Annotated in this window: 19 protein-coding genes; 10 read left to right on the top strand and 9 right to left on the bottom strand. The window is 61.3% G+C overall.

Translation table 11 applies throughout. From position 1 onward, the window contains the following. Window positions 1–105: 105 nt before the first annotated feature. Both AD663_RS20600 and AD663_RS20595 read right to left on the bottom strand, forming a co-directional pair. Window positions 106–657 (bottom strand): hypothetical protein, encoded by a 552-nt coding sequence (locus AD663_RS20600; protein ID WP_003184559.1) that lies wholly within the window; start codon window positions 655–657, stop codon window positions 106–108. A gap of 160 nt (window positions 658–817) precedes the next feature. Beyond that, on the bottom strand, window positions 818–1,849 hold the full coding sequence (locus AD663_RS20595; protein ID WP_003184557.1) for a LacI family DNA-binding transcriptional regulator: 1,032 nt from the start codon (window positions 1,847–1,849) through the stop codon (window positions 818–820). Between the two features lie 216 nt (window positions 1,850–2,065). Between AD663_RS20595 and AD663_RS20590 the strand changes: the two genes are divergently transcribed. Continuing rightward, complete coding sequence (locus AD663_RS20590; protein ID WP_003184555.1) at window positions 2,066–2,599, top strand: gluconokinase; 534 nt, start codon at window positions 2,066–2,068, stop codon at window positions 2,597–2,599. A 92-nt stretch (window positions 2,600–2,691) separates the two neighbouring features. Continuing rightward, window positions 2,692–4,044 carry a GntP family permease gene (locus AD663_RS20585; protein WP_003184553.1) on the top strand — a complete coding sequence of 451 codons (1,353 nt, stop codon included), beginning with the start codon at window positions 2,692–2,694 and terminating at the stop codon, window positions 4,042–4,044. 160 nt (window positions 4,045–4,204) lie between these two features. Here the strand turns inward: AD663_RS20585 and alaC are convergent, their stop codons facing one another. Then, window positions 4,205–5,422: an alanine transaminase gene (gene alaC / locus AD663_RS20580; RefSeq protein WP_003184550.1), complete on the bottom strand. Its 1,218-nt coding sequence runs from the start codon at window positions 5,420–5,422 to the stop codon at window positions 4,205–4,207. Window positions 5,423–5,631: 209 nt separating this feature from the next. On the opposite strand from alaC, the gene AD663_RS20575 reads away from it, so the two are divergent. Together AD663_RS20575 and AD663_RS20570 are read left to right on the top strand one after the other, a co-directional pair. Beyond that, the gene (locus tag AD663_RS20575) at window positions 5,632–6,294 is read left to right on the top strand and encodes a LysE family translocator (protein ID WP_053214450.1); all 663 of its coding nucleotides are present in this window, start codon (window positions 5,632–5,634) and stop codon (window positions 6,292–6,294) included. A gap of 78 nt (window positions 6,295–6,372) precedes the next feature. Continuing rightward, window positions 6,373–6,861: a GyrI-like domain-containing protein gene (locus AD663_RS20570; RefSeq protein WP_053214449.1), complete on the top strand. Its 489-nt coding sequence runs from the start codon at window positions 6,373–6,375 to the stop codon at window positions 6,859–6,861. Window positions 6,862–6,988: 127 nt separating this feature from the next. Here AD663_RS20570 and AD663_RS20565 read toward each other — a convergent pair whose 3' ends face one another. After that, window positions 6,989–7,474 (bottom strand): GNAT family N-acetyltransferase, encoded by a 486-nt coding sequence (locus AD663_RS20565; RefSeq protein WP_003184543.1) that lies wholly within the window; start codon window positions 7,472–7,474, stop codon window positions 6,989–6,991. Window positions 7,475–7,617: 143 nt separating this feature from the next. Here AD663_RS20565 and AD663_RS20560 point away from each other — a divergent pair, with 143 nt between their 5' ends. From AD663_RS20560 to AD663_RS20545, 4 genes are all read left to right on the top strand, one after another. Then, a complete protein-coding gene (locus AD663_RS20560) occupies window positions 7,618–8,052 on the top strand; it encodes an SgcJ/EcaC family oxidoreductase (RefSeq protein ID WP_003184541.1) in 435 nt (144 codons plus the stop codon). Window positions 8,053–8,119: 67 nt separating this feature from the next. After that, window positions 8,120–8,464 (top strand): YciI family protein, encoded by a 345-nt coding sequence (locus tag AD663_RS20555; RefSeq protein ID WP_003184539.1) that lies wholly within the window; start codon window positions 8,120–8,122, stop codon window positions 8,462–8,464. Window positions 8,465–8,491: 27 nt separating this feature from the next. Further along, window positions 8,492–8,968 carry an SRPBCC family protein gene (locus tag AD663_RS20550; RefSeq protein WP_003184537.1) on the top strand — a complete coding sequence of 159 codons (477 nt, stop codon included), beginning with the start codon at window positions 8,492–8,494 and terminating at the stop codon, window positions 8,966–8,968. Further along, complete coding sequence (locus AD663_RS20545) at window positions 8,968–10,200, top strand: RNA polymerase sigma factor (protein WP_053214448.1); 1,233 nt, start codon at window positions 8,968–8,970, stop codon at window positions 10,198–10,200. The genes AD663_RS20550 and AD663_RS20545 overlap by 1 nt, the downstream gene beginning before the upstream one ends. 212 nt (window positions 10,201–10,412) lie before the next feature. On the opposite strand, the gene AD663_RS20540 is transcribed toward AD663_RS20545, so the two are convergent. The 5 genes from AD663_RS20540 to AD663_RS20520 form a co-directional block, all read right to left on the bottom strand. Then, on the bottom strand, window positions 10,413–11,756 hold the full coding sequence (locus tag AD663_RS20540) for an imelysin family protein (RefSeq protein ID WP_003184533.1): 1,344 nt from the start codon (window positions 11,754–11,756) through the stop codon (window positions 10,413–10,415). A gap of 198 nt (window positions 11,757–11,954) precedes the next feature. Continuing rightward, on the bottom strand, window positions 11,955–14,006 hold the full coding sequence (locus AD663_RS20535) for a bifunctional diguanylate cyclase/phosphodiesterase (RefSeq protein WP_003184531.1): 2,052 nt from the start codon (window positions 14,004–14,006) through the stop codon (window positions 11,955–11,957). Window positions 14,007–14,308: 302 nt separating this feature from the next. Continuing rightward, window positions 14,309–14,905, bottom strand: coding sequence for a superoxide dismutase (locus AD663_RS20530; RefSeq protein WP_003184529.1), 597 nt, complete (start codon window positions 14,903–14,905; stop codon window positions 14,309–14,311). 175 nt (window positions 14,906–15,080) lie between these two features. Then, window positions 15,081–15,683 carry a LysE/ArgO family amino acid transporter gene (locus tag AD663_RS20525; protein ID WP_003184528.1) on the bottom strand — a complete coding sequence of 201 codons (603 nt, stop codon included), beginning with the start codon at window positions 15,681–15,683 and terminating at the stop codon, window positions 15,081–15,083. 4 nt (window positions 15,684–15,687) lie between these two features. Further along, window positions 15,688–16,089, bottom strand: coding sequence for an ACT domain-containing protein (locus AD663_RS20520; RefSeq protein WP_003184526.1), 402 nt, complete (start codon window positions 16,087–16,089; stop codon window positions 15,688–15,690). A gap of 95 nt (window positions 16,090–16,184) precedes the next feature. Between AD663_RS20520 and AD663_RS20515 the strand changes: the two genes are divergently transcribed. Continuing rightward, window positions 16,185–17,078: a LysR family transcriptional regulator ArgP gene (locus tag AD663_RS20515; RefSeq protein ID WP_003184525.1), complete on the top strand. Its 894-nt coding sequence runs from the start codon at window positions 16,185–16,187 to the stop codon at window positions 17,076–17,078. A gap of 57 nt (window positions 17,079–17,135) precedes the next feature. Then, complete coding sequence (locus AD663_RS20510) at window positions 17,136–18,128, top strand: NAD(P)-dependent oxidoreductase (protein ID WP_003184523.1); 993 nt, start codon at window positions 17,136–17,138, stop codon at window positions 18,126–18,128. The last annotated feature ends 102 nt before the right edge of the window (window positions 18,129–18,230 follow it).

The raw sequence follows: 18,230 nt of genomic DNA, 5'->3' as shown, positions 1-18,230 counted from the left end.
CCAAGAAGGTGAACCTGTTCGGTCATTGAGCCGCATCGCCTCCACAGGCCTGAGCTGGGGCTGCGGCCCCAACTCAGTTCACGCCGGTCGCCTTGGCGCCAAGGCTCAGAGTGACGCCAGGAACATGTCCACGGCGGGTTCTTTGTCATTGGCGTGACTGGCCTGGGTTTTCTCGACCTGGGCCACCGCCGATTTGTCCTGCATGCGCTGGGCAATTTCCTGACTGACCGCCATCTGCTTCTCTGGCGGCATCGCCTCGAATTCTTCCTGCGAAATGCCCATCTCTTCAAGAATGCTGTCGCGCAGGCGCTGTTCAGGCGTCTTGCTCATGTATTCCTTGAACTCTGCTGTTGCAGAACCCGCAGACGCCACGGTTTCGGACGCTGGCGAAGCACCGGCCTGCAATTGCACGCGAGTCTTGGCGAACGCCTCGTCCACGTTATCGCTGATGGCCGTTGCCGCGTTGACCTGTTGCGTGGCCCGTTGGGTGAAAGAATCCTGTACCTGGGTGCTGGCCTGGCTGGCTTGGGCCTGGACATTATCGCGCAACGCCTGCAATGCGGCGCTTTGCAGGCCGCTGGCGGCTTCGGCGGTGGGATCTTCGCCCGGGCGTTTGAGGGGCAAGATCATGGCTTGCTGTTTTGCACTGACCAACATGATGACTACCTGTAGGTAATGACTGAGCGATGAACAGGAGCAATTCCCGTGCCGTCGCTGCGGGCCACGGGTTTGAGCGGTTGCGGCTACGAGAGACGAGGACGGGGCGGCCAACCGTTGCCGCGGGACGGCATGGATCGACCGCTTTCGCACTGGAGGCTCAGGTGCTTTCGCGAACCTTGAGTTCAAAGCCCATGTCCACCACCGGTTGGGCAATGCGATTGCCCGCCATCAGCGTCAACATCTGCTCGGCGGCGCGGCGGCCGATGGCTTCACGGGGCGTGCTGATACTGCTCAGGCGCGGCACCATGTGCGCCGAGGCGGGCAGGTCGTTGAAGCCGAGGACCGAGACTTGCTCGGGAATCTTGATGCCGCAGCGCAGTGCTTCGAACAGGGCGCCGTGGGCCAAGTCATCGTTGCCGAAGAAGATCGCATCGACATCCGGGTGGCTGTCGAGCAGTTGCAGGAACAACTCGCCGCCCAGGCCCACCGATGATGGGCGAGGCGTCAGCAATTCGAGGTCAGGGTCATACAACCCGGCTTTTTGCAACGCGCGACGGAAACCTTCGCCGCGCAGCAGGGTGCGCTGGTCCAGTTGCGCGCCGATGTAGGCCAAGCGCTTGCGGCCCTTGGAAATCAGGTGCTCGGCCGCCGTCTCGCCGGCCTTGAGTTGGGAGAAACCCACGCAATTGAGCCCGGCGCCAGGGTCCAGTTCCATCATATACACGCAGGGAATGTTGCTGGCCTCGATCATGCGCCGGGCGCTTTCAGTGCGGTCGAAGCCGGTCAGCAGCAAACCCCGGGGTTGATAGGCCATGTAATGGCGCAGCAGGTCTTCTTCCTCGTCCCGGGAGTAGTGATAGTTGCCGATCACCACTTCAAAACCCTTGGGCCGCAGCACCCGATGGATGGCTTCCAGGGTGTCGATGAACAACAGGTTGGACAACGACGGCACCAGCACCACCACCGAATGGCTCTGGGCCGAAGCCAGTGCGCGGGCGGCGGGGTTGACGACGTAGTTGAGTTCCCGGGCCGCCTGGCGGACTTTTTCTACCAGCTCTGCGGCGACAGTACTGACGCCGCGCAGGGCGCGGGAGGCGGTGATGGGGCTGACACCGGCCAGGCGTGCGACTTCGTTGAGCGTGGGGCGACCGGTGGTGCGAGTATTCTTATCGTTTTTAGGGACGGTCATCAGGGTGGCTTGCCAAACAAAAATCAAGGCACTAAGGTAGCGCTGTCTCGACGCGGCTGCAAATGCGTGAGCGGGGTTTGCCTGAGCCCCATCCGTGAGTGTCGTGTACGAACATGCTGCAACCACAAATAATGACAAGAAGGCGTCGGCAACTTCTGCTTTTGTTGCGGTGTCATAACTGGCAAAGGTAGCGCTGTCTGCGCGCTGAGGTGTTACATGAACAATCCCATCACCGCCCTGGTCATCATGGGCGTTGCCGGTTGCGGCAAAACTTGCGTCAGCCAGGCCCTGTGCCATTTGAGCGGCGCCACTGCCATCGAAGGCGACACGTTCCACCCTGCGGCCAACATCCAGAAGATGAGCGCCGGTATTCCCCTGAACGACGACGACCGCGCCGGCTGGCTCGACAGCCTGTGCGACGAGTTGCGCCGTGTCGACGCCACGGGCGAGCGCCCGGTGCTGACCTGCTCGGCCCTCAAGCACAGTTATCGCGAACGTCTGCGCAGCGCCTTGCCCGGCCTGGGCTTTGTCTTCCTCGAACTCACCCCCGAAGTGGCCGCTGACCGGGTTTCCCATCGGCCCGGCCATTTCATGCCATCCACACTGATCGACAGCCAGTTTGCCACCCTCGAATCCCCTGTCGGCGAGCCCCTGACCCTGGCTCTGGACGCATCCAACCACAGCATCGAGGAATTGGCCCAGCAGGCGTATGTCTGGTGGCTGGCTCATGGGCTGAAGCTTGCCAGCTGAACGCTGGAAAAATTTGCGTCAGAAAGATAGCGCTGTCCCGGTGACTTAAAAATAACTGCTTCAATAACAACAACAAATCAGGAGACACCCCCATGTTTGGCATGTCCCACGAGTCGTTTCTACTGCTGGATGCAGTGGTCACGGTGATCGGACTCATCGTCCTCATCACCAAGTTCAAGCTTCATCCGTTCCTCGCCCTGATCATCGCCGCGGCTTTTCTCGGCCTGACGTCGGGCATGCCGATCGGCACTATCATCAAGGCGTTCCAGGACGGCTTCGGTGGCGTGCTGGGCTTTGTCGGCATCATCCTGGCGCTGGGCACGATGCTCGGCAAAATGATGGCCGAGTCGGGCGGGGCCGATCAGATCGCCCAGACCCTGATCCGCGCCTTCGGCAAAGACAAAGTGCAGTGGGCGATGATGTTCGCCGCATTCCTGGTGGGCATCCCGCTGTTCTTTGAGATTGGCTTTGTGTTGCTGATCCCTCTGGTGTTCATCGTGGCGCGCCGCACCGGCGTCTCGATCATCAAGATCGGTATCCCGCTGCTGGCTGGCCTGTCGGCGGTGCACGGCCTGGTGCCGCCGCACCCGGGTCCGCTGCTGGCGATTGGCGTGTTTGGCGCCGATATCGGTAAAACCATTCTCTACGGCCTGATCGTGGCGCTGCCCACGGCCATCATTGCCGGGCCGATCTACGGTACGTTCATCGCCAAGCACATCCCCGGCCATCCGAATCAGGAACTGGTGGATCAACTGGCCCGCGAAACGAATGCCGCCGACCTGCCGAGCTTCGGCATCACGCTGGTCACCGTGCTCTCGCCCGTGTTCTTGATGCTACTCAAGACCTTCGCTGACGTAGCGCTGCCGGACGGCAACTTCTTCCGCACGTTCATGGACCTGATCGGTCACCCGATTTCCGCACTGCTGCTGGCGTTGCTGCTGTCGCTGTACACCTTCGGCTACAAGCAGGGCATTGGCTCCAGCCAGATGCTCAAATGGCTGGACGCGAGCCTGGCGCCAACCGCCGCGATCATCCTGATCATCGGTGCCGGTGGTGGCTTCAAGCAGATGCTGGTGACCAGTGGCGTCGGCGACGTGATCGGCCATATGGCGGTGAGTGCGCAGATCTCCCCGATCCTGTTGGCCTGGCTGGTGGCGGCGGTGATCCGCATTGCCACAGGTTCGGCGACCGTGGCAACCATCACCGGTGCCGGGATCGTGGTGCCAGTGGTCGGGATGATCCCGGGCGTGAACCGTGAGCTGCTGGTCCTGGCGACCGGTGCCGGTTCGTTGATCCTGTCCCACGTTAACGATGCAGGCTTCTGGCTGGTCAAGCAGTACTTCAACATGACCGTGGCCGAAACCTTCAAGACCTGGACAGCAATGGAAACCATCCTGTCCGTGGTAGGGCTGATCTTCATCCTGCTGTTGTCGCTGGTGGTCTGACCCATCACATCGTCGCCAATGTGGTGGGAGCGGGCTTGCTCGCGAAGGCAGACTGACAGTCAACAAATGGGTTGACTGTCATATCGCTTTCGCGAGCAAGCCCGCTCCCACAGTGGTTTCTGGTGATCAATAAATCCAGTTACCCACACTGGGTTTTGCATCAGGCGCCAGGTTTGTGTACCAACCCATCGGCCCGGAACATCGCGCGAATCCCACGCACAGCCTGGCGAATCCGGTCCTGGTTCTCGATCAGCGCAAAGCGCACGTGATCGTCCCCATATTCACCGAAGCCCACCCCCGGCGAGACGCAGACCTTGGCTTCGGCCAGCAGCTTCTTGGCAAATTCCAGTGAACCCAGGTGCGCATAGGCCTCGGGAATCTTGGCCCAGACGTACATCGACGCCTTGGGGTTTTCCACCATCCAGCCCAGTTCATGCAGGCCCTTGACCAGCACGTTGCGGCGCTGGCGGTACTGCTCGGCGATGTCGCGCACGCATTGCTGGTCGCCTTCCAATGCCGCGATGGCCGCCACCTGCAACGGGGTGAAGGTGCCGTAGTCGTGGTAGCTCTTGATCCGCGCCAGGGCACTGACCAGTTCCGGGTTGCCGACCATGAAGCCGATGCGCCAGCCGGCCATGTTGTAGCTCTTGGACAGGGTGAAAAACTCCACCGCGATGTCTTTCGCGCCGGGCACCTGCATGATCGACGGGGCTTTCCAACCGTCGTAGACGATGTCGGCGTAGGCCAGGTCATGAATCACCAGCACGTCGTACTGCTTGGCCAGGGCGATGACCCGTTCGAAAAAATCCAGCTCCACGCATTGCGCGGTCGGGTTGGACGGGAAGCCCAGGATCATCATCTTCGGCTTGGGAATCGAGCCGCGAATGGCCCGCTCCAGCTCGTCGAAGAAATCCACCCCTGGCACCAGCGGTACCGAGCGCACCTGGGCGCCGGCGATCACCGCGCCGTAGATGTGAATCGGATAACTGGGGTTTGGCACCAGCACCGTGTCGCCCTGGTCCAGGGTCGCCAGCATCAGATGCGCCAGGCCTTCCTTGGAGCCGATGGTGACGATGGCCTCGGTTTCCGGGTCGATGTCCACCTCGTAGCGGTCCTTGTACCAGCGCGAAATCGCGCGGCGCAGACGCGGGATGCCCTTGGAGGTGGAGTAGCCGTGGGTGTCTTCGCGCTGGGCGACGGTGACCAGTTTCTCGACGATGTGCGGGGGCGTGGCGCCGTCGGGGTTACCCATGCTCAAGTCGATGATGTCTTCGCCGCGCCGACGCGCAGCCATCTTCAGCTCGGCAGTGATATTGAATACATAAGGGGGGAGTCGATCGATGCGCGCAAAGCGGCGCGGCGAACCTTGTTCGGCCATTGTTGCCTCGAGATACGTGAGCGCCCGGAACCGTCCGAGCGACGTCGGCCACTGCGGTGGCCTGCGGCGCAAGATAAGGGGGCGGATGGCTCATTGTCCAGTAGCGGCGCAGAACTATTTTCGACGACACTGTCGACCTGCCGCGCGGTCGTATCAATGATCGCTGCGGACAGTTGAATTCGCCGCACCCCAATCGAACGGAATGAATGATGGAATTTTCCAGCGGTTTCCTGCTGAGCCTCTCCCTGTGCCTGGACATTGGCGTGGCCAATATCGCCATGATCACCTTGGCGATGCAGCGCGGGTATTTCCAAGGGTTCGCCCTGGGCCTGGGCACCTGCGTGGGTGATCTGATCTACGCGATCCTGGCCCTGGCCGGCATGACCGTGCTGCTGCAATACGAAGCGGTGCGCTGGGTACTGTGGATCGGTGGCTCGGGGCTGCTGCTGTACTTCGCGGCGAAAATGATTCATTCGGCGATCTATCACAGCGCCCTGCTGGCCGAGGCGGGCGAGGTGCAGGGCAACTCTTCGCGCCAGGAGTTCTTTCGGGGAATTTTCCTGGCGATGTCATCGCCCAGCGCCATTCTCTGGTTCGCCGCTGTGGGCGGCACCTTGATCGCTCGCTCGGGAGGCGGAACCCTGCTCAGCTCGGCGCTGTTTCTCAGCGGTTTTCTCTGTGCCGGGCTGTTGTGGAGCGCAGGCCTGTGCCTGGCGGCGACCCAGGGCGGCAAACTATTGGGGGATAAATTGTTGCGGTATTCCTATTGGGCATCCGCCGCGATCTTCTGTTATTTCGCTGTTTACGTGATCGTTTCCGGTTACAACGAGTTTGTAGCCAGCGCCTCGGCCACGATCCTGCCCGGGTTGTGACGAGCGAACCAAACTGGCAAATACCGTTTGGCTTCTATACTGCAAAGCCCGACTTCACGTTTCCCGGAGTGTTGACGCATGGAAAAGCACGAACGCGATTACACCGCCGAACCACGCTTCGAACAGGGACGTTTTCAGCTCATCGCCGGCTTTGGTGCGCGTTTTACCCAGGACACCGCCCAGGATATTCCTTTGCTCTGGGAGAAGTTCCTGCCCTGGCTGGGTAACGTACCCGGGCAGAAAAGCGACGTGACCTATGGCGTGTGTTGCAATCCGGACGGGAAGGGTGGTTTCGAATACATCGCCGGCGTGGAAATCAGCCGGTTGGACGATTTACCGGAGCAGTACCGCTGGATCGAACTCCAGCCCACTCAGTACGCGGTGTTCGAACATAAGGGCCCCTTGAAGACGTTGCCGCAAACGTTCCAGTACATCTGGAAAGAATGGCTGCCACAGTCCGGCCACGAACCCGCGGATGAACCGGAGTTCGAGCGCTACAGCGATGACTTCAACCCCAGGACCGGCGAAGGCACCCTGGAGATCTGGATACCGCTCAAATCGCGCTGATCAACAAGGCCCTGTGGGAGCGAGCTTGCTCGCGAAAGCTGCGGGTCAGCTTGCATAAATGTCGGATGTGCTGACGCCTTCGCGGGCAAGCCCGCTCCCACAGGGACGGTGGGCGCCTCAGGGATTCTTAAAACACCAACCCCATCCGCCGCTCATAACCGATACGGCCCTTGTACGCCTCGCCGCTGTCGACCCAGCCCAGCCGGGTATACAGGCCGATGGCCGGATCGTTGTCGGCGTCGACCGATAGCTCAAGTCCTCTGATTTCCGGCCAGGTCGCTCGCGCGACGGCGGGCAGCGCTTGCAGGCAGGCCTTGCCATAACCCTTGCCCTGGGCCCGATGATCCACTTGCAACGCATGGAGGGTGGCGCTGTGCTCGCTGGCCCAGGCGGGCAGGACCGGTGGGCGCTTGAGCAGCAGGAAGGCCACCGGCACGCCGTCCGCCAGCAGCGCGAAACCCTTGACCCCGGGGCTTGGCCTGGACAGTAGTGTATGCAAGGCACCATGGATATCGCCTGCGAACTTGATCTGTTCGGCATGGATTTCGATGGCTTCGACCTGATCGCGTTGAAGCGCGGTGAGATCTTCGTAAGGTACGAGTTGGGCGGTCACAAAAACGTCCGTTGTTTGTCGACAGAATGAGCGGCCGATTCTAGCGAGTTTTTGTCCTTGGATTATTTTTGTTTGGGCTGTCGATTCGCCGTTTCTCCAAACGACTAAGGGTGTCCTCAACAAAAACCTGCGGAGAATTCACCATGAATACCCAAGCCACTGAAACCGAAATCAAGGACCTGATCGACACTTATCGCCAGGCCGTCATGGCCAAGGACGTCGAAAAAGTCATGGCCCTCTATGACGACGACATCGTCTCGTTCGATGCCATCCAGGCCTTGCAATTCAAGGGTAAGGCCGCCTACCGGGCCCATTGGCAGGCCTGCATGGAGATGTGCCCCGGCCCGCACAAGTTCGACTTCCATGAAGTGCGCATCACCCCGGCCGACACCATCGCCTTCGCCCATTGGCTGGCCTACTGTGGCGGCACCAACGACAAGGGTGAGGAACAGGCCTGCTGGATGCGCGTGACCGCCTGTTACCAGCGTACCGGTGGGCAGTGGCGGATTGTCCATGAACACTGGTCCGCTCCGTTCGACCCGATGGCGGGCACGACGCTGTTCGACCTGCAGCCCTGATCGTCGGGTTTTTCGCCAAATGCCCGTCTGCCGTCCATAGTTGATCAGTTCGATCACGGAGCTTTCCATGAAGTACTTATGCCTGGTGTATAGCAACGAACAAACGCTGCATAACTCGCCCGACAGTCCGGAGGACGCAGAGTGCATGGCCTATGCCGAGTCGATCCAGGGCAGCGGGCGGATGCTCGCTGCCGAGGCCCTGGAGTCGGTGCAGACCGCCACAACGGTGCGCATGCGCGCTGGCAAGCTGTCGATCACCGACGGTCCGTTCGCCGAAACCAAGGAGCAACTGGCAGGCTTCTACCTGATCGATGCCAAGGACCTGAACGAAGCCATCCAGGTCGCCGGCCATATCCCGGCGGCCCGGGTCGGCTGCGTCGAAGTACGGCCGGTGCGCCAACTGAACCCCTGAACAACAATCACAAACAGGATTTCATCGATGAACCTCAAACCTGCCCCTTTTGCGCTGTCCATCAGCCGATTGATCGATGCGCCGCGCCAGAAAATCTTCCGCGCCTGGACTGAGCCGGCCTTGCTGGTCCAATGGTGGGGACCCCATGGCATGACCACGCCGGAATGTGAAATGGATTTGTGGGTGGGTGGCCAGTTTCGCACCCTGATGCGTGCGCCTGACGGCAGTGAATACCCGACCATGGGCGTGTTCCTGGAAATCATGGCCCCGCAGCGCCTGGTCTTCACCGATGCGTTCGTGCCTGGCTGGATTCCTTCGGGTAAAGCCTTCATGACCGCCGAGGTGTTGCTTGAAGAGGTGGAGGGCAAGACCCGCTACACCGCCCGTGCGCTGCACTGGAGCGAGGAGGACCGCCAGGCCCACGAAGCCATGGGCTTTCATGAAGGTTGGGGCCAAAGCCTGGACCGGCTTGAAGCATTGGTCACCCAGGGCATGCCCGACTGATGCCGGCCGAAACGGTCAAGGCGCGGGTCGAGCAGGTTTATTGGCAAGACTCACGACGCATCCTGGCGACACTGATTCGCCTGCTGGGGGATTTCGACCTCGCCGAAGAAGCCTTGCACGAGGCCTTTTTCATCGCAGTCGAGCGCTGGCAGCGCGATGGCGTGCCGGATAACCCGCGAACCTGGCTGGTGTCGGCCGGGCGCTTCAAGGCGATCGACGGTCTGCGCAGGCGCGCGCGTTTCGCCGCGTCAAAGCCGATGTTGATCGCCCAGCTCGAAGCGTTGGAGCAGGTCGATTGGAGTGACGAAGACGTGGAAGACGATCGTTTGCGGCTGATCTTCACCTGTTGTCACCCGGCCCTGGCCGCTGATGCCCAGGTGCCGCTGACGCTGCGGGAGGTCTGCGACCTGACCACTGAGCAGATCGCCCGCGCGTTCCTGGCCGCTCCGGCAGCCATTGCCCAGCGCATCGTGCGGGCCAAGGCAAAGATCCGCTACGCGAAGATTCCTTATCAAGTGCCCTCGCGCGCGGAACTGCCGGAGCGCCTGGACAGCGTGCTGCGGGTGATCTACCTGGTGTTCAACGAAGGTTACTCGGCCTCGATGGGCGCTGAGTTGACGCGCGAGGAACTCACCCGCGAAGCCATCCGCCTGGGCCGACTGCTGATGGAGTTGCTGCCCGAAGCCGAGGTCATGGGATTGCTCGCGCTGATGCTGCTGCACGACTCCCGGCGACGGGCGCGAACGTCATCGCTGGGTGAGCTGATCTTGCTGGACGAGCAGGACCGCTCGTTGTGGGACACCGAGCTGATCGCCGAGGGCTGCGCTTTGGTGGAAGCGGCGTTGAACACCCGGCGCTTCGGGCCCTATTGCCTGCAAGCGGCCATTGCCGCGGTGCATGCCGAAGCCCCAACGGCGCAGGAAACCGACTGGCCGCAGATCGTCGGGCTTTATGACGTATTGCTGCGTGCCGTGCCGTCACCGGTGATCGAGCTTAATCGCGCTGCGGCGTTGGCAAAACGCGACGGACCACTGGAAGGGTTGCGCCTGGTCGACGGGATCCTGGAGCGCGGTGAGCTGCTGGACTACTATCTCGCGCACTCGGCGCGGGCGGAGTTCTGCCGGCAGTTGGGGCGAGTGGAAGAGGCGAGGACGGCGTATCGACGAGCGCTGGAGTTGACCCAGCAACTGCCGGAACGGCGGTTTATCGAGGGACGGCTTGCGGGGTTGTAGTGACATGAGTCCGACGAACGCCGAACCCTGTGGCGAGGGAGCTTGCTCCCGCTGGGCTGCGCAGCAGCCCCAAAAACAGGGCCGCTTTGCGACCCAACGGGAGCAAGCTCCCTCGCCAGGGGGTTGTTGTTTGAAGTTTATTTCTTTCAACTGACCTGCATCAGGCAAAAAAAAGCGACCCGAAGGTCGCTTTTTCAGCCAGCCAACGTCGATCAGAACTCGTGATCGGCGTTGTCCGGGTTCAGGTCGCTGATACCCAGTTTGCCTGCTGCCTGTTCGATCGAACCGGTCTGCTTGACCAGTGCGGCGATGGCATCACGTACGATCTGGTTGCCCGCCGTGTTGCCGGCGGCAATCAGTTGGTCGTAGTGCTCACCCTTGTTGGCGTGATCGACCATGACCTGGATCTTGGCCTCGGTGTCGGCCAGGTCGTTCTTGAGCGCGGTATCCGCAGCCGGGTCGGCCTTGGCCACCAGGGACGACAGGCTGGCACCGGTCATCTTGGTGCCGTCGGCACGGGTGTATTCGCCCAGGTAGACGTTACGCACGCCTTTGGCATCGTAGAAATGCGAGTTGTGGGTGTTGTCGCTGAAGCAATCCTGCTCGTCTTCTGGCGAGTTGGCTTCCAGGGAAACCTTCATGCGCTCCCCGGCCAGTTCGCCCAGGGACAGGCTGCCCATGCCGAACAGCATCTTGCGCAGGCCGCTTTCGGCCGGCTCGGCTTCCAGGGTGGCACGGTAGTTGTCGGCCACGTCCGGCTTCCAGTTGCCGACCATTTCTTCCAGGTCGCTGACCAGCAGTTGGGTCACGGACTTGAGGTAGGCACGACGGCGATCATTGTGGCCGCCCGTGGCGCCGGCGCCTTGCAGGTAGTCGGACGCTGGGCGGTTGCCGGCACCTGGGCCGGTGCCGTTGAGGTCTTGGCCCCACAGCAGGAATTCGATGGCGTGGTAGCCGGTGGCGACGTTGGCCTCGGAACCGCCCAGCTCGTTCAGGCTGGCGAGTTTTTCCGGGGTGATGTCCTTGACGTCGACCTTGTCTTCGCCCACCTGGACTTCGGTATTGGCGATGATATTGGCGGTGGCGCCGGGGTTGCCCAAGGCGTGCTCGTAGGATTTGTCGACGTAGTCGATCAGGCCCTCGTCCAGGGGCCAGGCGTTCACCTGGCCTTCCCAGTCGTCGATGATGGTGTTGCCGAAGCGGAATACTTCGCTCTGCAGGTAAGGCACGCGTGCGGCGACCCAGGCGGCCCTGGCGGCTTTCAGGGTTTCGGCGTTCGGTTTGGCGAGGAACGCGTCGACGGCGGTCTGCAGGGTTTTCGCGGTGGATTCGGCATCGCTGTAGACCGCATAGACGATGTCGGCATAGTGCGCGACAACGGCCTTGGCGGCGGCTTCGTCGATCTTGCCGGCGGCAGCAGGGGCGACCGGTGCCGCAGTGCTGGCGGCAGGCGTTGGCGCTTGGGGCGCCGCGGCCTTGTCTTTGCCTTCGCCGCAGCCGGCGAGGGAAATAGCGATGGCCAACAGACTGGCGGTAGCCAGAGGCATACGAATCATGGCGAACATCCTGCTTCGGTGATGGATGGGACAGGCGCGAGGGTGCGCAAAAGCTGCGACATAATGCGAAAGATTTGCATTATGTGTAAAGGGTTGCAGCTGTAAATATTTCTTATTTAATAATGCGGGCCGCCGCCATCCGGCGCAGCCGCAAAAAATCGCAGGCGCCTCAACGACAGGGCGACCCAGGGGGAAGAGTCAGATGATGGAAACCTGGCTGCGCTGTGCCTGCTTCAGGTAAATGCCCAGTTCCCGTGCCGGCAGGGGTTTGCTGTAGTAATACCCCTGACCTTCGTGGCAGCCCTCGGCAATGATGTAGGCTTCTTGCTCGAGGGTCTCGACACCCTCGGCGATGACCTGCATACCCAGGCTTTTACCCAGCTGGATAATGGCCCGGACGATGGTGGCATCGTCTTCATCGTCGAGCAGGTCCTGGACGAAGCTCTTGTCGATCTTGATCTTGTCCAGCGGCAGGCTCTTGAGATAACTCAGGGACGAATAGCCGGTCCCGAAGTCATCGATGGCGATCAGCGCTCCGGAGCGGCGCAGGCTCAGCAGATGCTGGGCTGCGGTGGTGATGTCTTCCATCAGCCCGGTTTCGGTGACTTCCAGCTCCAGGCTGCGCGGTGGCAGCCGGTACATTTGCAGGAAATTATTCACCACCCGCGGCAGCTCGGCATGGTGCAGTTGCACCGTCGACAGATTGACCGCCATGCGCAGGTCGATGAAGCCCTGGTCATGCCATTCACGCAGCTGTTTGCAGGCTTGGTCGAGTACCCATTCGCCGATGGCGATGATGGTGCCATTCTGCTCGGCCAGGGGAATGAACAGGTCCGGCGGCACAAGGCCGTGTTCAGGGTGATGCCAGCGGATCAGGGCTTCGGTCCCCACTACACGCAGGTCGCGATAGCTGATCTGCGGTTGGTACACCAGGCTGAACTGCTCGCGGGCCAGCGCCTCGCGCAGGTCTTTCTCCAGTTCGCGACGGCGGCGCATTTCGCTGTCGACGCTGGCGATGTAGAACTGGTAGCGATTGCGTGAGCGACTCTTGGCCAAGGTCATGGTCTGCTCGGCTTTCTGCAACAGCTTCTCGGTGCTGTCGCCATCCTCTGGAAAAAGGGTGATGCCGATGGTGGCCCGCAGGCGGATTTGTTGGTCTTCGATGGCGAACGGCGCTTCCAGGTCATCGAGGATGCTCTGGGCCAGCTCGGCGGCTTCGTAAGGCTGTTCGATGTCGGCTTGGACCAGGGCGAACTGATCGCCCCCCAGCCGCGCCAGGGCGCCGAGGCGGCCGCTGTGGGCCCGCAGCCGGTCGGCCAGGGCCAGCAGCAATTGGTCACCCGTCTGATAGCTGAACTGCTCGTTGATCCCCTTGAAATCATCCAGTCCCACGCACAGCACGGCTACCCGGCGTTGCAGGCGCCCGGCATCCACCAGGATCTTGTCCAGTTGTTGTTGAAGCTGCTGGCGATTGGGCAGGCCGGTGAGAAAATCGTACTGGGCCATGCGCAACAGGCTGTTTTCCGCCTCGTGGCGCAGATGCGTGTTGCGCTCGATGGATTCAAGCAACTGGTTGGCGGTATTGATCCACAAGCCCAGCTCGTTCCTCTCGTGGCCCTTGAGTTGCGGGATTTTGTGCTCGCTGGGACGATCGGGGTTGATTTCGGTCAGGTGCTGGATAATCCGCGACAACGGCTTGGTCAGCAGCCAGTGATAGACCAGGTACAACACCAGGCCCATGGCCAGGGCTCGCAGCATGCCGGAAATGAAAATGATGACGGAGCTGACAATGAAACCCTGGCCGTAAGTAGCGGTGTCGAGGGTGATGCTCAGGTCGCCGTAATACTCGCTGTAGGGCCCGCGCCCGACCAGTTGCGTGGTGAATGTGCGTTCCTTGCCCAGGATCAGGTCGGTCAGCCAACGGCTTTCGGAGCGCTGCAAGGGGCGGCTTTTTTCGGCGAGCATGGTTTCGCGGGGGTGGCCGATGGAAGCCATGCGCACGGCTTCGTCCTGGAACAGCCCTTCGATCACTTGCATGCCCATTTCCCGGTCCAGGCTGTAGACGGCCTGAGTCGAAGGATCCCGGAACATATCGAGAATCCGCTGGGCGTCGCTGGCGACGGCGCGGTTGGTCTTGTACGCGTCGAACACGATCTGGGCGCAGCTCAAGATCATGCCAACGAACAATGCCGAGAGGAGCACCACCCGGAGCAACTTCACCGACAAGCTGTTCTTGAGTTCCAGCTTCAAAGAGGGGTTCCTTGTTCCGTGCGGGTAGCGTCAAGTTGCCATGAGTATTGGCAATCCTGTGATGTCAGTCAAAGGGACAATCAAACACAAGGGTTTTCGCCTGAAACATGGCAGATATACGGTTTTTTCAGAGTGATTGCTCTACGACTAATGTGTCGGTTGGAAGGGGCTGCAACTTGAGGCCTGGAGGGATTTTTTATTGGTTTGCTGACGTGAGGTCATTCATGGGCGGCGAACGTCCCGGTGATTGCGCCAGGCAAAAAAAACCCGGCCAGACGCCGGGTTTTTAACGGCAGCAGTGGTTAAGCGGTGAAGGCCTTGCCTTCGAACTGCTCGGCCACGAACTTCCAGTTGACCAGGTTCCAGAACGCTTCGACATATTTCGGGCGAACGTTGCGGTAGTCGATGTAGTAGGCGTGTTCCCATACATCGCAGGTCAGCAGCGGGGTGTCACCGCTGGTCAGCGGGTTGCCGGCACCGATGGTGCTGGCCAGGGCCAGGGAACCGTCAGCCTTTTTCACCAGCCAGCCCCAACCGGAACCGAAGGTGCCGATGGAGGTTTTGCTGAACTCTTCCTTGAACTTGTCGAACGAACCGAAGGCTTTGTTGATAGCTTCGGCCAGCGCGCCGGTAGGTTCACCGCCAGCGTTTGGCGCCAGGCAGTTCCAGTAGAAGGTGTGGTTCCAGACCTGAGCGGCGTTGTTGAAGATGCCGCCGGAGGAAGTCTTGACGATTTCTTCCAGGGTCTTGCCTTCGAACTCGGTGCCAGGTACCAGGTTGTTCAGGTTCACGACATAGGTGTTGTGGTGCTTGTCGTGGTGGTATTCCAGAGTCTCTTTGGAGATGTGCGGCTGCAGGGCGTCGTGTGGATAGGGCAGCGGCGGCAATTCGAAAGCCATGGTGATTCTCCTAATCAGGTCAGTTGCGGTGAGCGCAAGGCCGATCACGGGCGGCCAGACTAGCGCCGGGGAGTTTGTACTCTTTGCGGCGCAGGAGTCGGATCATAGCACCGGGGGTGCGGCATAACCACGCAACAACTGTGTGGGATAGAGGTTCCAGAGCGGTTTGGAATAATCAGCCGTTGACGATCAATTGCGCAGCCACGGTCAACATCATCCCGGCCACCAGCAGGTCCATGATCCGCCAGGTGCTTGGGCGGGCCAGCCAAGGGGCCAGCCATGCGGCGCCGAAGGCCAGGGTGAAGAACCACAGCAGCGAGGCACTGGCTGCGCCCATGACATAGGCGCCGGGCACGCTCTGCTGTGCACCGAGGGAACCGATCAGCAGCACGGTGTCGAGATAAACGTGGGGATTGAGCAGCGTCACCGCCAACGCACTGAGCAGCACTGCTCGCAGTGAGCGCACGGCCTGGTTCTGGCCCTGTTGCAGGCTCTGCTTCGAACAGGCCCGACGCAACGCCAGGCAGCCGTACCAGAGCAGGAACGCCGCGCCGCCCCAGCGGGCAATCGACAGCAGCAAGGGACTCTGGGCCAACAACGTCGCCAGGCCGAAAACGCCGGCGGCCACCAGCAACGCGTCGAAAGTGACGCACAGCGCCGCCACAGGCAGGTGATGTTCGCGGCGCAGGCTCTGGGCCAGGACAAACGCGTTCTGGGCACCAATGGCCATGATCAGCCCGAGGGCCACCAGCAGCCCATTCACATAACTTTGCCACATAGGTTCATGCTCCGCTGATGGCCAGTTGCTTGAGAACGTCCATGGCCCGCTCGGCATCGTCCTGGCCGACGAACAAATGGTCGTGGTAGTAGCCGGCAACGACGTTGCAACTGATACCGGCGGTGCCCAGTGCGGTAGCGAACGCGGCGGTCAGGCCAACGGCTTGCAGGGCCGAATGCACGTTCAGGGTGATCCAGGCGGCGACATAGTCGAAGCTCAACCCGGCGTCTTCGGCCTGGGTTTTTTCCAGAATCACCGTCAGTCCTTCCTGTTCCTTGAAGCTGCCGAGCGGTTCCAGGCCTGTGGGCAATGGACCGTTGGGCAGGCTGCAGAACACATATTGGCCATGGTTGAGCTGCGGGCTCATGCTGCGCAGCAGGACGGACAGTGAGGTTTCGCCAGCCATGATGTTTGTTCCTTGCGGGTTCGAATGCTGGCCATTCTCCTGCGAGACTCTGTATAAGAAAAACCAATATTGCTCATCGCTCATTAGGAAAACTGATGTTCGACTACAAATTGCTTTCTGCCCTGGCTGCGGTGGTCGAACAAGCCGGGTTCGAGCGTGCGGCCCAAGTGCTGGGCTTGTCGCAATCGGCTATTTCCCAGCGAATCAAGCTGCTGGAAGCGCGCATCGGCCAGCCAGTGCTGGTGCGCGCCGCGCCGCCGGTGCCCACGGAGATCGGTCGCCGGCTACTCAACCATGTGCAACAGGTGCGCCTGCTGGAGCGCGACTTGCAAAGCCTGGTGCCGGCGCTGGATGAGGAGGGCCTGCCGGAGCGCCTGCGCATCGCCCTGAACGCCGACAGCCTGGCAACCTGGTGGGCGGCGGCGGTAAGCGATTTCTGCGCAGCGCACCACTTGTTGCTCGACCTGGTGGTGGAAGACCAGAACGTTGGCCTCAAGCGCATGCGCGCTGGCGAAGTGGCAGCCTGTGTCTGCGCCAGTGAGCGCCCGGTGGCCGGCGCCCGCAGTGTGTTGCTGGGGGCCATGCGTTATCGAGCGCTGGCCAGCCCCGCGTTCATTGCCCGGCATTTCCCCGAGGGTGTGCGGGCCGATCTTTTGGCCCGCACACCGGCATTGGTGTTCGGCCCCGATGACTTCCTGCAACACCGCTACCTGGCCTCCGTGGGCGTCGAGGGCGGATTCGAACACCATTTGTGCCCATCTTCCGAAGGCTTCATTCGCTTCACCGAGGCCGGACTGGGCTGGGGCCTCGTGCCGGAACTGCAAGTACGGGATCAGTTGGAGCGGGGTGTGTTGGTGGAATTGTTGGCAGATAAACCGATCGATGTGCCGCTGTACTGGCATCATTGGCGCAATGGCGGGCAGTTGCTCGGTTTACTGACCGAGCAACTGATCGCAGCGGCAAGCAGTACGCTGCAAGCAGTAAGTTGAAAGTCCTTGGCTTGAAGCGTGCGGCTTGCCGCTCGAATCTGATTTTTAGGAGCATGCATGAAAATTCTGGTCACCGGCGCGAGCGGCTTCATCGGCGGGCGCTTTGCGCGTTTCGCCCTGGAGCAGGGCCTGGATGTTCGGGTCAATGGCCGCCGGGCCGAGAGCGTGGAGCACCTGGTGCGTCGCGGTGCGCAGTTTGTGCAGGGGGACCTGAACGACCCGTTGCTGGCCCGCGATCTGTGCCTGGATGTCGAGGCCGTGGTGCATTGCGCCGGATCGGTGGGACTCTGGGGACGCTATCAGGATTTTCACCAGGGCAATGTCCAGGTCACGGAAAACATCGTCGAGGCGTGCCTGAAGCAGAAGGTCCGCCGCCTGGTCCACCTGTCGTCACCGTCGATTTATTTTGACGGTCGCGACCACCTCGGCTTGACCGAAGAACAAGTGCCCAAGCGCTTCAAGCACCCTTACGCCGCCACCAAATACCTGGCCGAGCAAAAAGTCTTCGGTGCCCAGGAGTTCGGCCTCGAAGTCCTGGCCCTGCGCCCGCGTTTCGTGACCGGCGCTGGCGACATGAGCATTTTCCCGCGCCTGTTGAAAATGCAGCGCAAGGGGCGCCTGGCGATTGTCGGCAACGGGCTGAACAAAGTCGACTTCACCAGCATGCAGAACCTCAACGAAGCCTTGCTCAGCAGCCTGCTGGCGGCCGATTCAGCGTTGGGCAAGGCCTACAACATCAGCAACGGGGCACCGGTTCCGTTGTGGGATGTGGTCAATTATGTGATGCGACAGATGGACGTCCCACAGGTCCGGCGTTATCGCTCCTACGGCTTGGCCTACAGTGTCGCAGCCCTGAACGAAGGCGTGTGCAAGTTGTGGCCGGGGCGGCCCGAGCCGACGCTGTCGCGCCTGGGTATGCAGGTCATGAACAAAAATTTCACCCTGGACATCGGCCGGGCGCGGCATCATCTCGATTACGATCCGCAGGTCAGCCTGTGGACCGCCCTGGATGAATTTTGCGCCTGGTGGAGGGTCCAACACGCCCATTGATCGGCCCGCCGTGAACCGAGTGCCAGGTTCGGGGTCAATCGGTGCGGCGGGCGAGGGGGTTATACTCGCCGCATCAAGCCATTGCCGGTTTCCCAAAGGTTC

Origin of the sequence: Pseudomonas sp. Q12-87 (genome assembly GCF_001269755.1) — a bacterium.
Taxonomy (GTDB): Bacteria; Pseudomonadota; Gammaproteobacteria; order Pseudomonadales; family Pseudomonadaceae; genus Aquipseudomonas; species Aquipseudomonas fluorescens_S.
This window is presented reverse-complemented; position numbering and strand designations above follow the sequence as displayed.

What these genes read in the sequence shown, in the direction of transcription:
- AD663_RS20510 (WP_003184523.1), top strand. Translation starts at nt 17,136, where the DNA reads ATGAAAATTCTGGTCACCGGCGCGAGCGGCTTCATCGGCGGGCGCTTT.
- AD663_RS20585 (WP_003184553.1), top strand. Translation starts at nt 2,692, where the DNA reads ATGTTTGGCATGTCCCACGAGTCGTTTCTACTGCTGGATGCAGTGGTC.
- AD663_RS20595 (WP_003184557.1), bottom strand. Translation starts at nt 1,849, where the DNA reads ATGACCGTCCCTAAAAACGATAAGAATACTCGCACCACCGGTCGCCCC.
- alaC (WP_003184550.1), bottom strand. Translation starts at nt 5,422, where the DNA reads ATGGCCGAACAAGGTTCGCCGCGCCGCTTTGCGCGCATCGATCGACTC.
- AD663_RS20560 (WP_003184541.1), top strand. Translation starts at nt 7,618, where the DNA reads ATGAATACCCAAGCCACTGAAACCGAAATCAAGGACCTGATCGACACT.
- AD663_RS20545 (WP_053214448.1), top strand. Translation starts at nt 8,968, where the DNA reads ATGCCGGCCGAAACGGTCAAGGCGCGGGTCGAGCAGGTTTATTGGCAA.
- AD663_RS20575 (WP_053214450.1), top strand. Translation starts at nt 5,632, where the DNA reads ATGGAATTTTCCAGCGGTTTCCTGCTGAGCCTCTCCCTGTGCCTGGAC.
- AD663_RS20515 (WP_003184525.1), top strand. Translation starts at nt 16,185, where the DNA reads ATGTTCGACTACAAATTGCTTTCTGCCCTGGCTGCGGTGGTCGAACAA.
- AD663_RS20570 (WP_053214449.1), top strand. Translation starts at nt 6,373, where the DNA reads ATGGAAAAGCACGAACGCGATTACACCGCCGAACCACGCTTCGAACAG.
- AD663_RS20525 (WP_003184528.1), bottom strand. Translation starts at nt 15,683, where the DNA reads ATGTGGCAAAGTTATGTGAATGGGCTGCTGGTGGCCCTCGGGCTGATC.
- AD663_RS20555 (WP_003184539.1), top strand. Translation starts at nt 8,120, where the DNA reads ATGAAGTACTTATGCCTGGTGTATAGCAACGAACAAACGCTGCATAAC.
- AD663_RS20590 (WP_003184555.1), top strand. Translation starts at nt 2,066, where the DNA reads ATGAACAATCCCATCACCGCCCTGGTCATCATGGGCGTTGCCGGTTGC.
- AD663_RS20530 (WP_003184529.1), bottom strand. Translation starts at nt 14,905, where the DNA reads ATGGCTTTCGAATTGCCGCCGCTGCCCTATCCACACGACGCCCTGCAG.
- AD663_RS20540 (WP_003184533.1), bottom strand. Translation starts at nt 11,756, where the DNA reads ATGATTCGTATGCCTCTGGCTACCGCCAGTCTGTTGGCCATCGCTATT.
- AD663_RS20520 (WP_003184526.1), bottom strand. Translation starts at nt 16,089, where the DNA reads ATGGCTGGCGAAACCTCACTGTCCGTCCTGCTGCGCAGCATGAGCCCG.
- AD663_RS20550 (WP_003184537.1), top strand. Translation starts at nt 8,492, where the DNA reads ATGAACCTCAAACCTGCCCCTTTTGCGCTGTCCATCAGCCGATTGATC.
- AD663_RS20600 (WP_003184559.1), bottom strand. Translation starts at nt 657, where the DNA reads ATGTTGGTCAGTGCAAAACAGCAAGCCATGATCTTGCCCCTCAAACGC.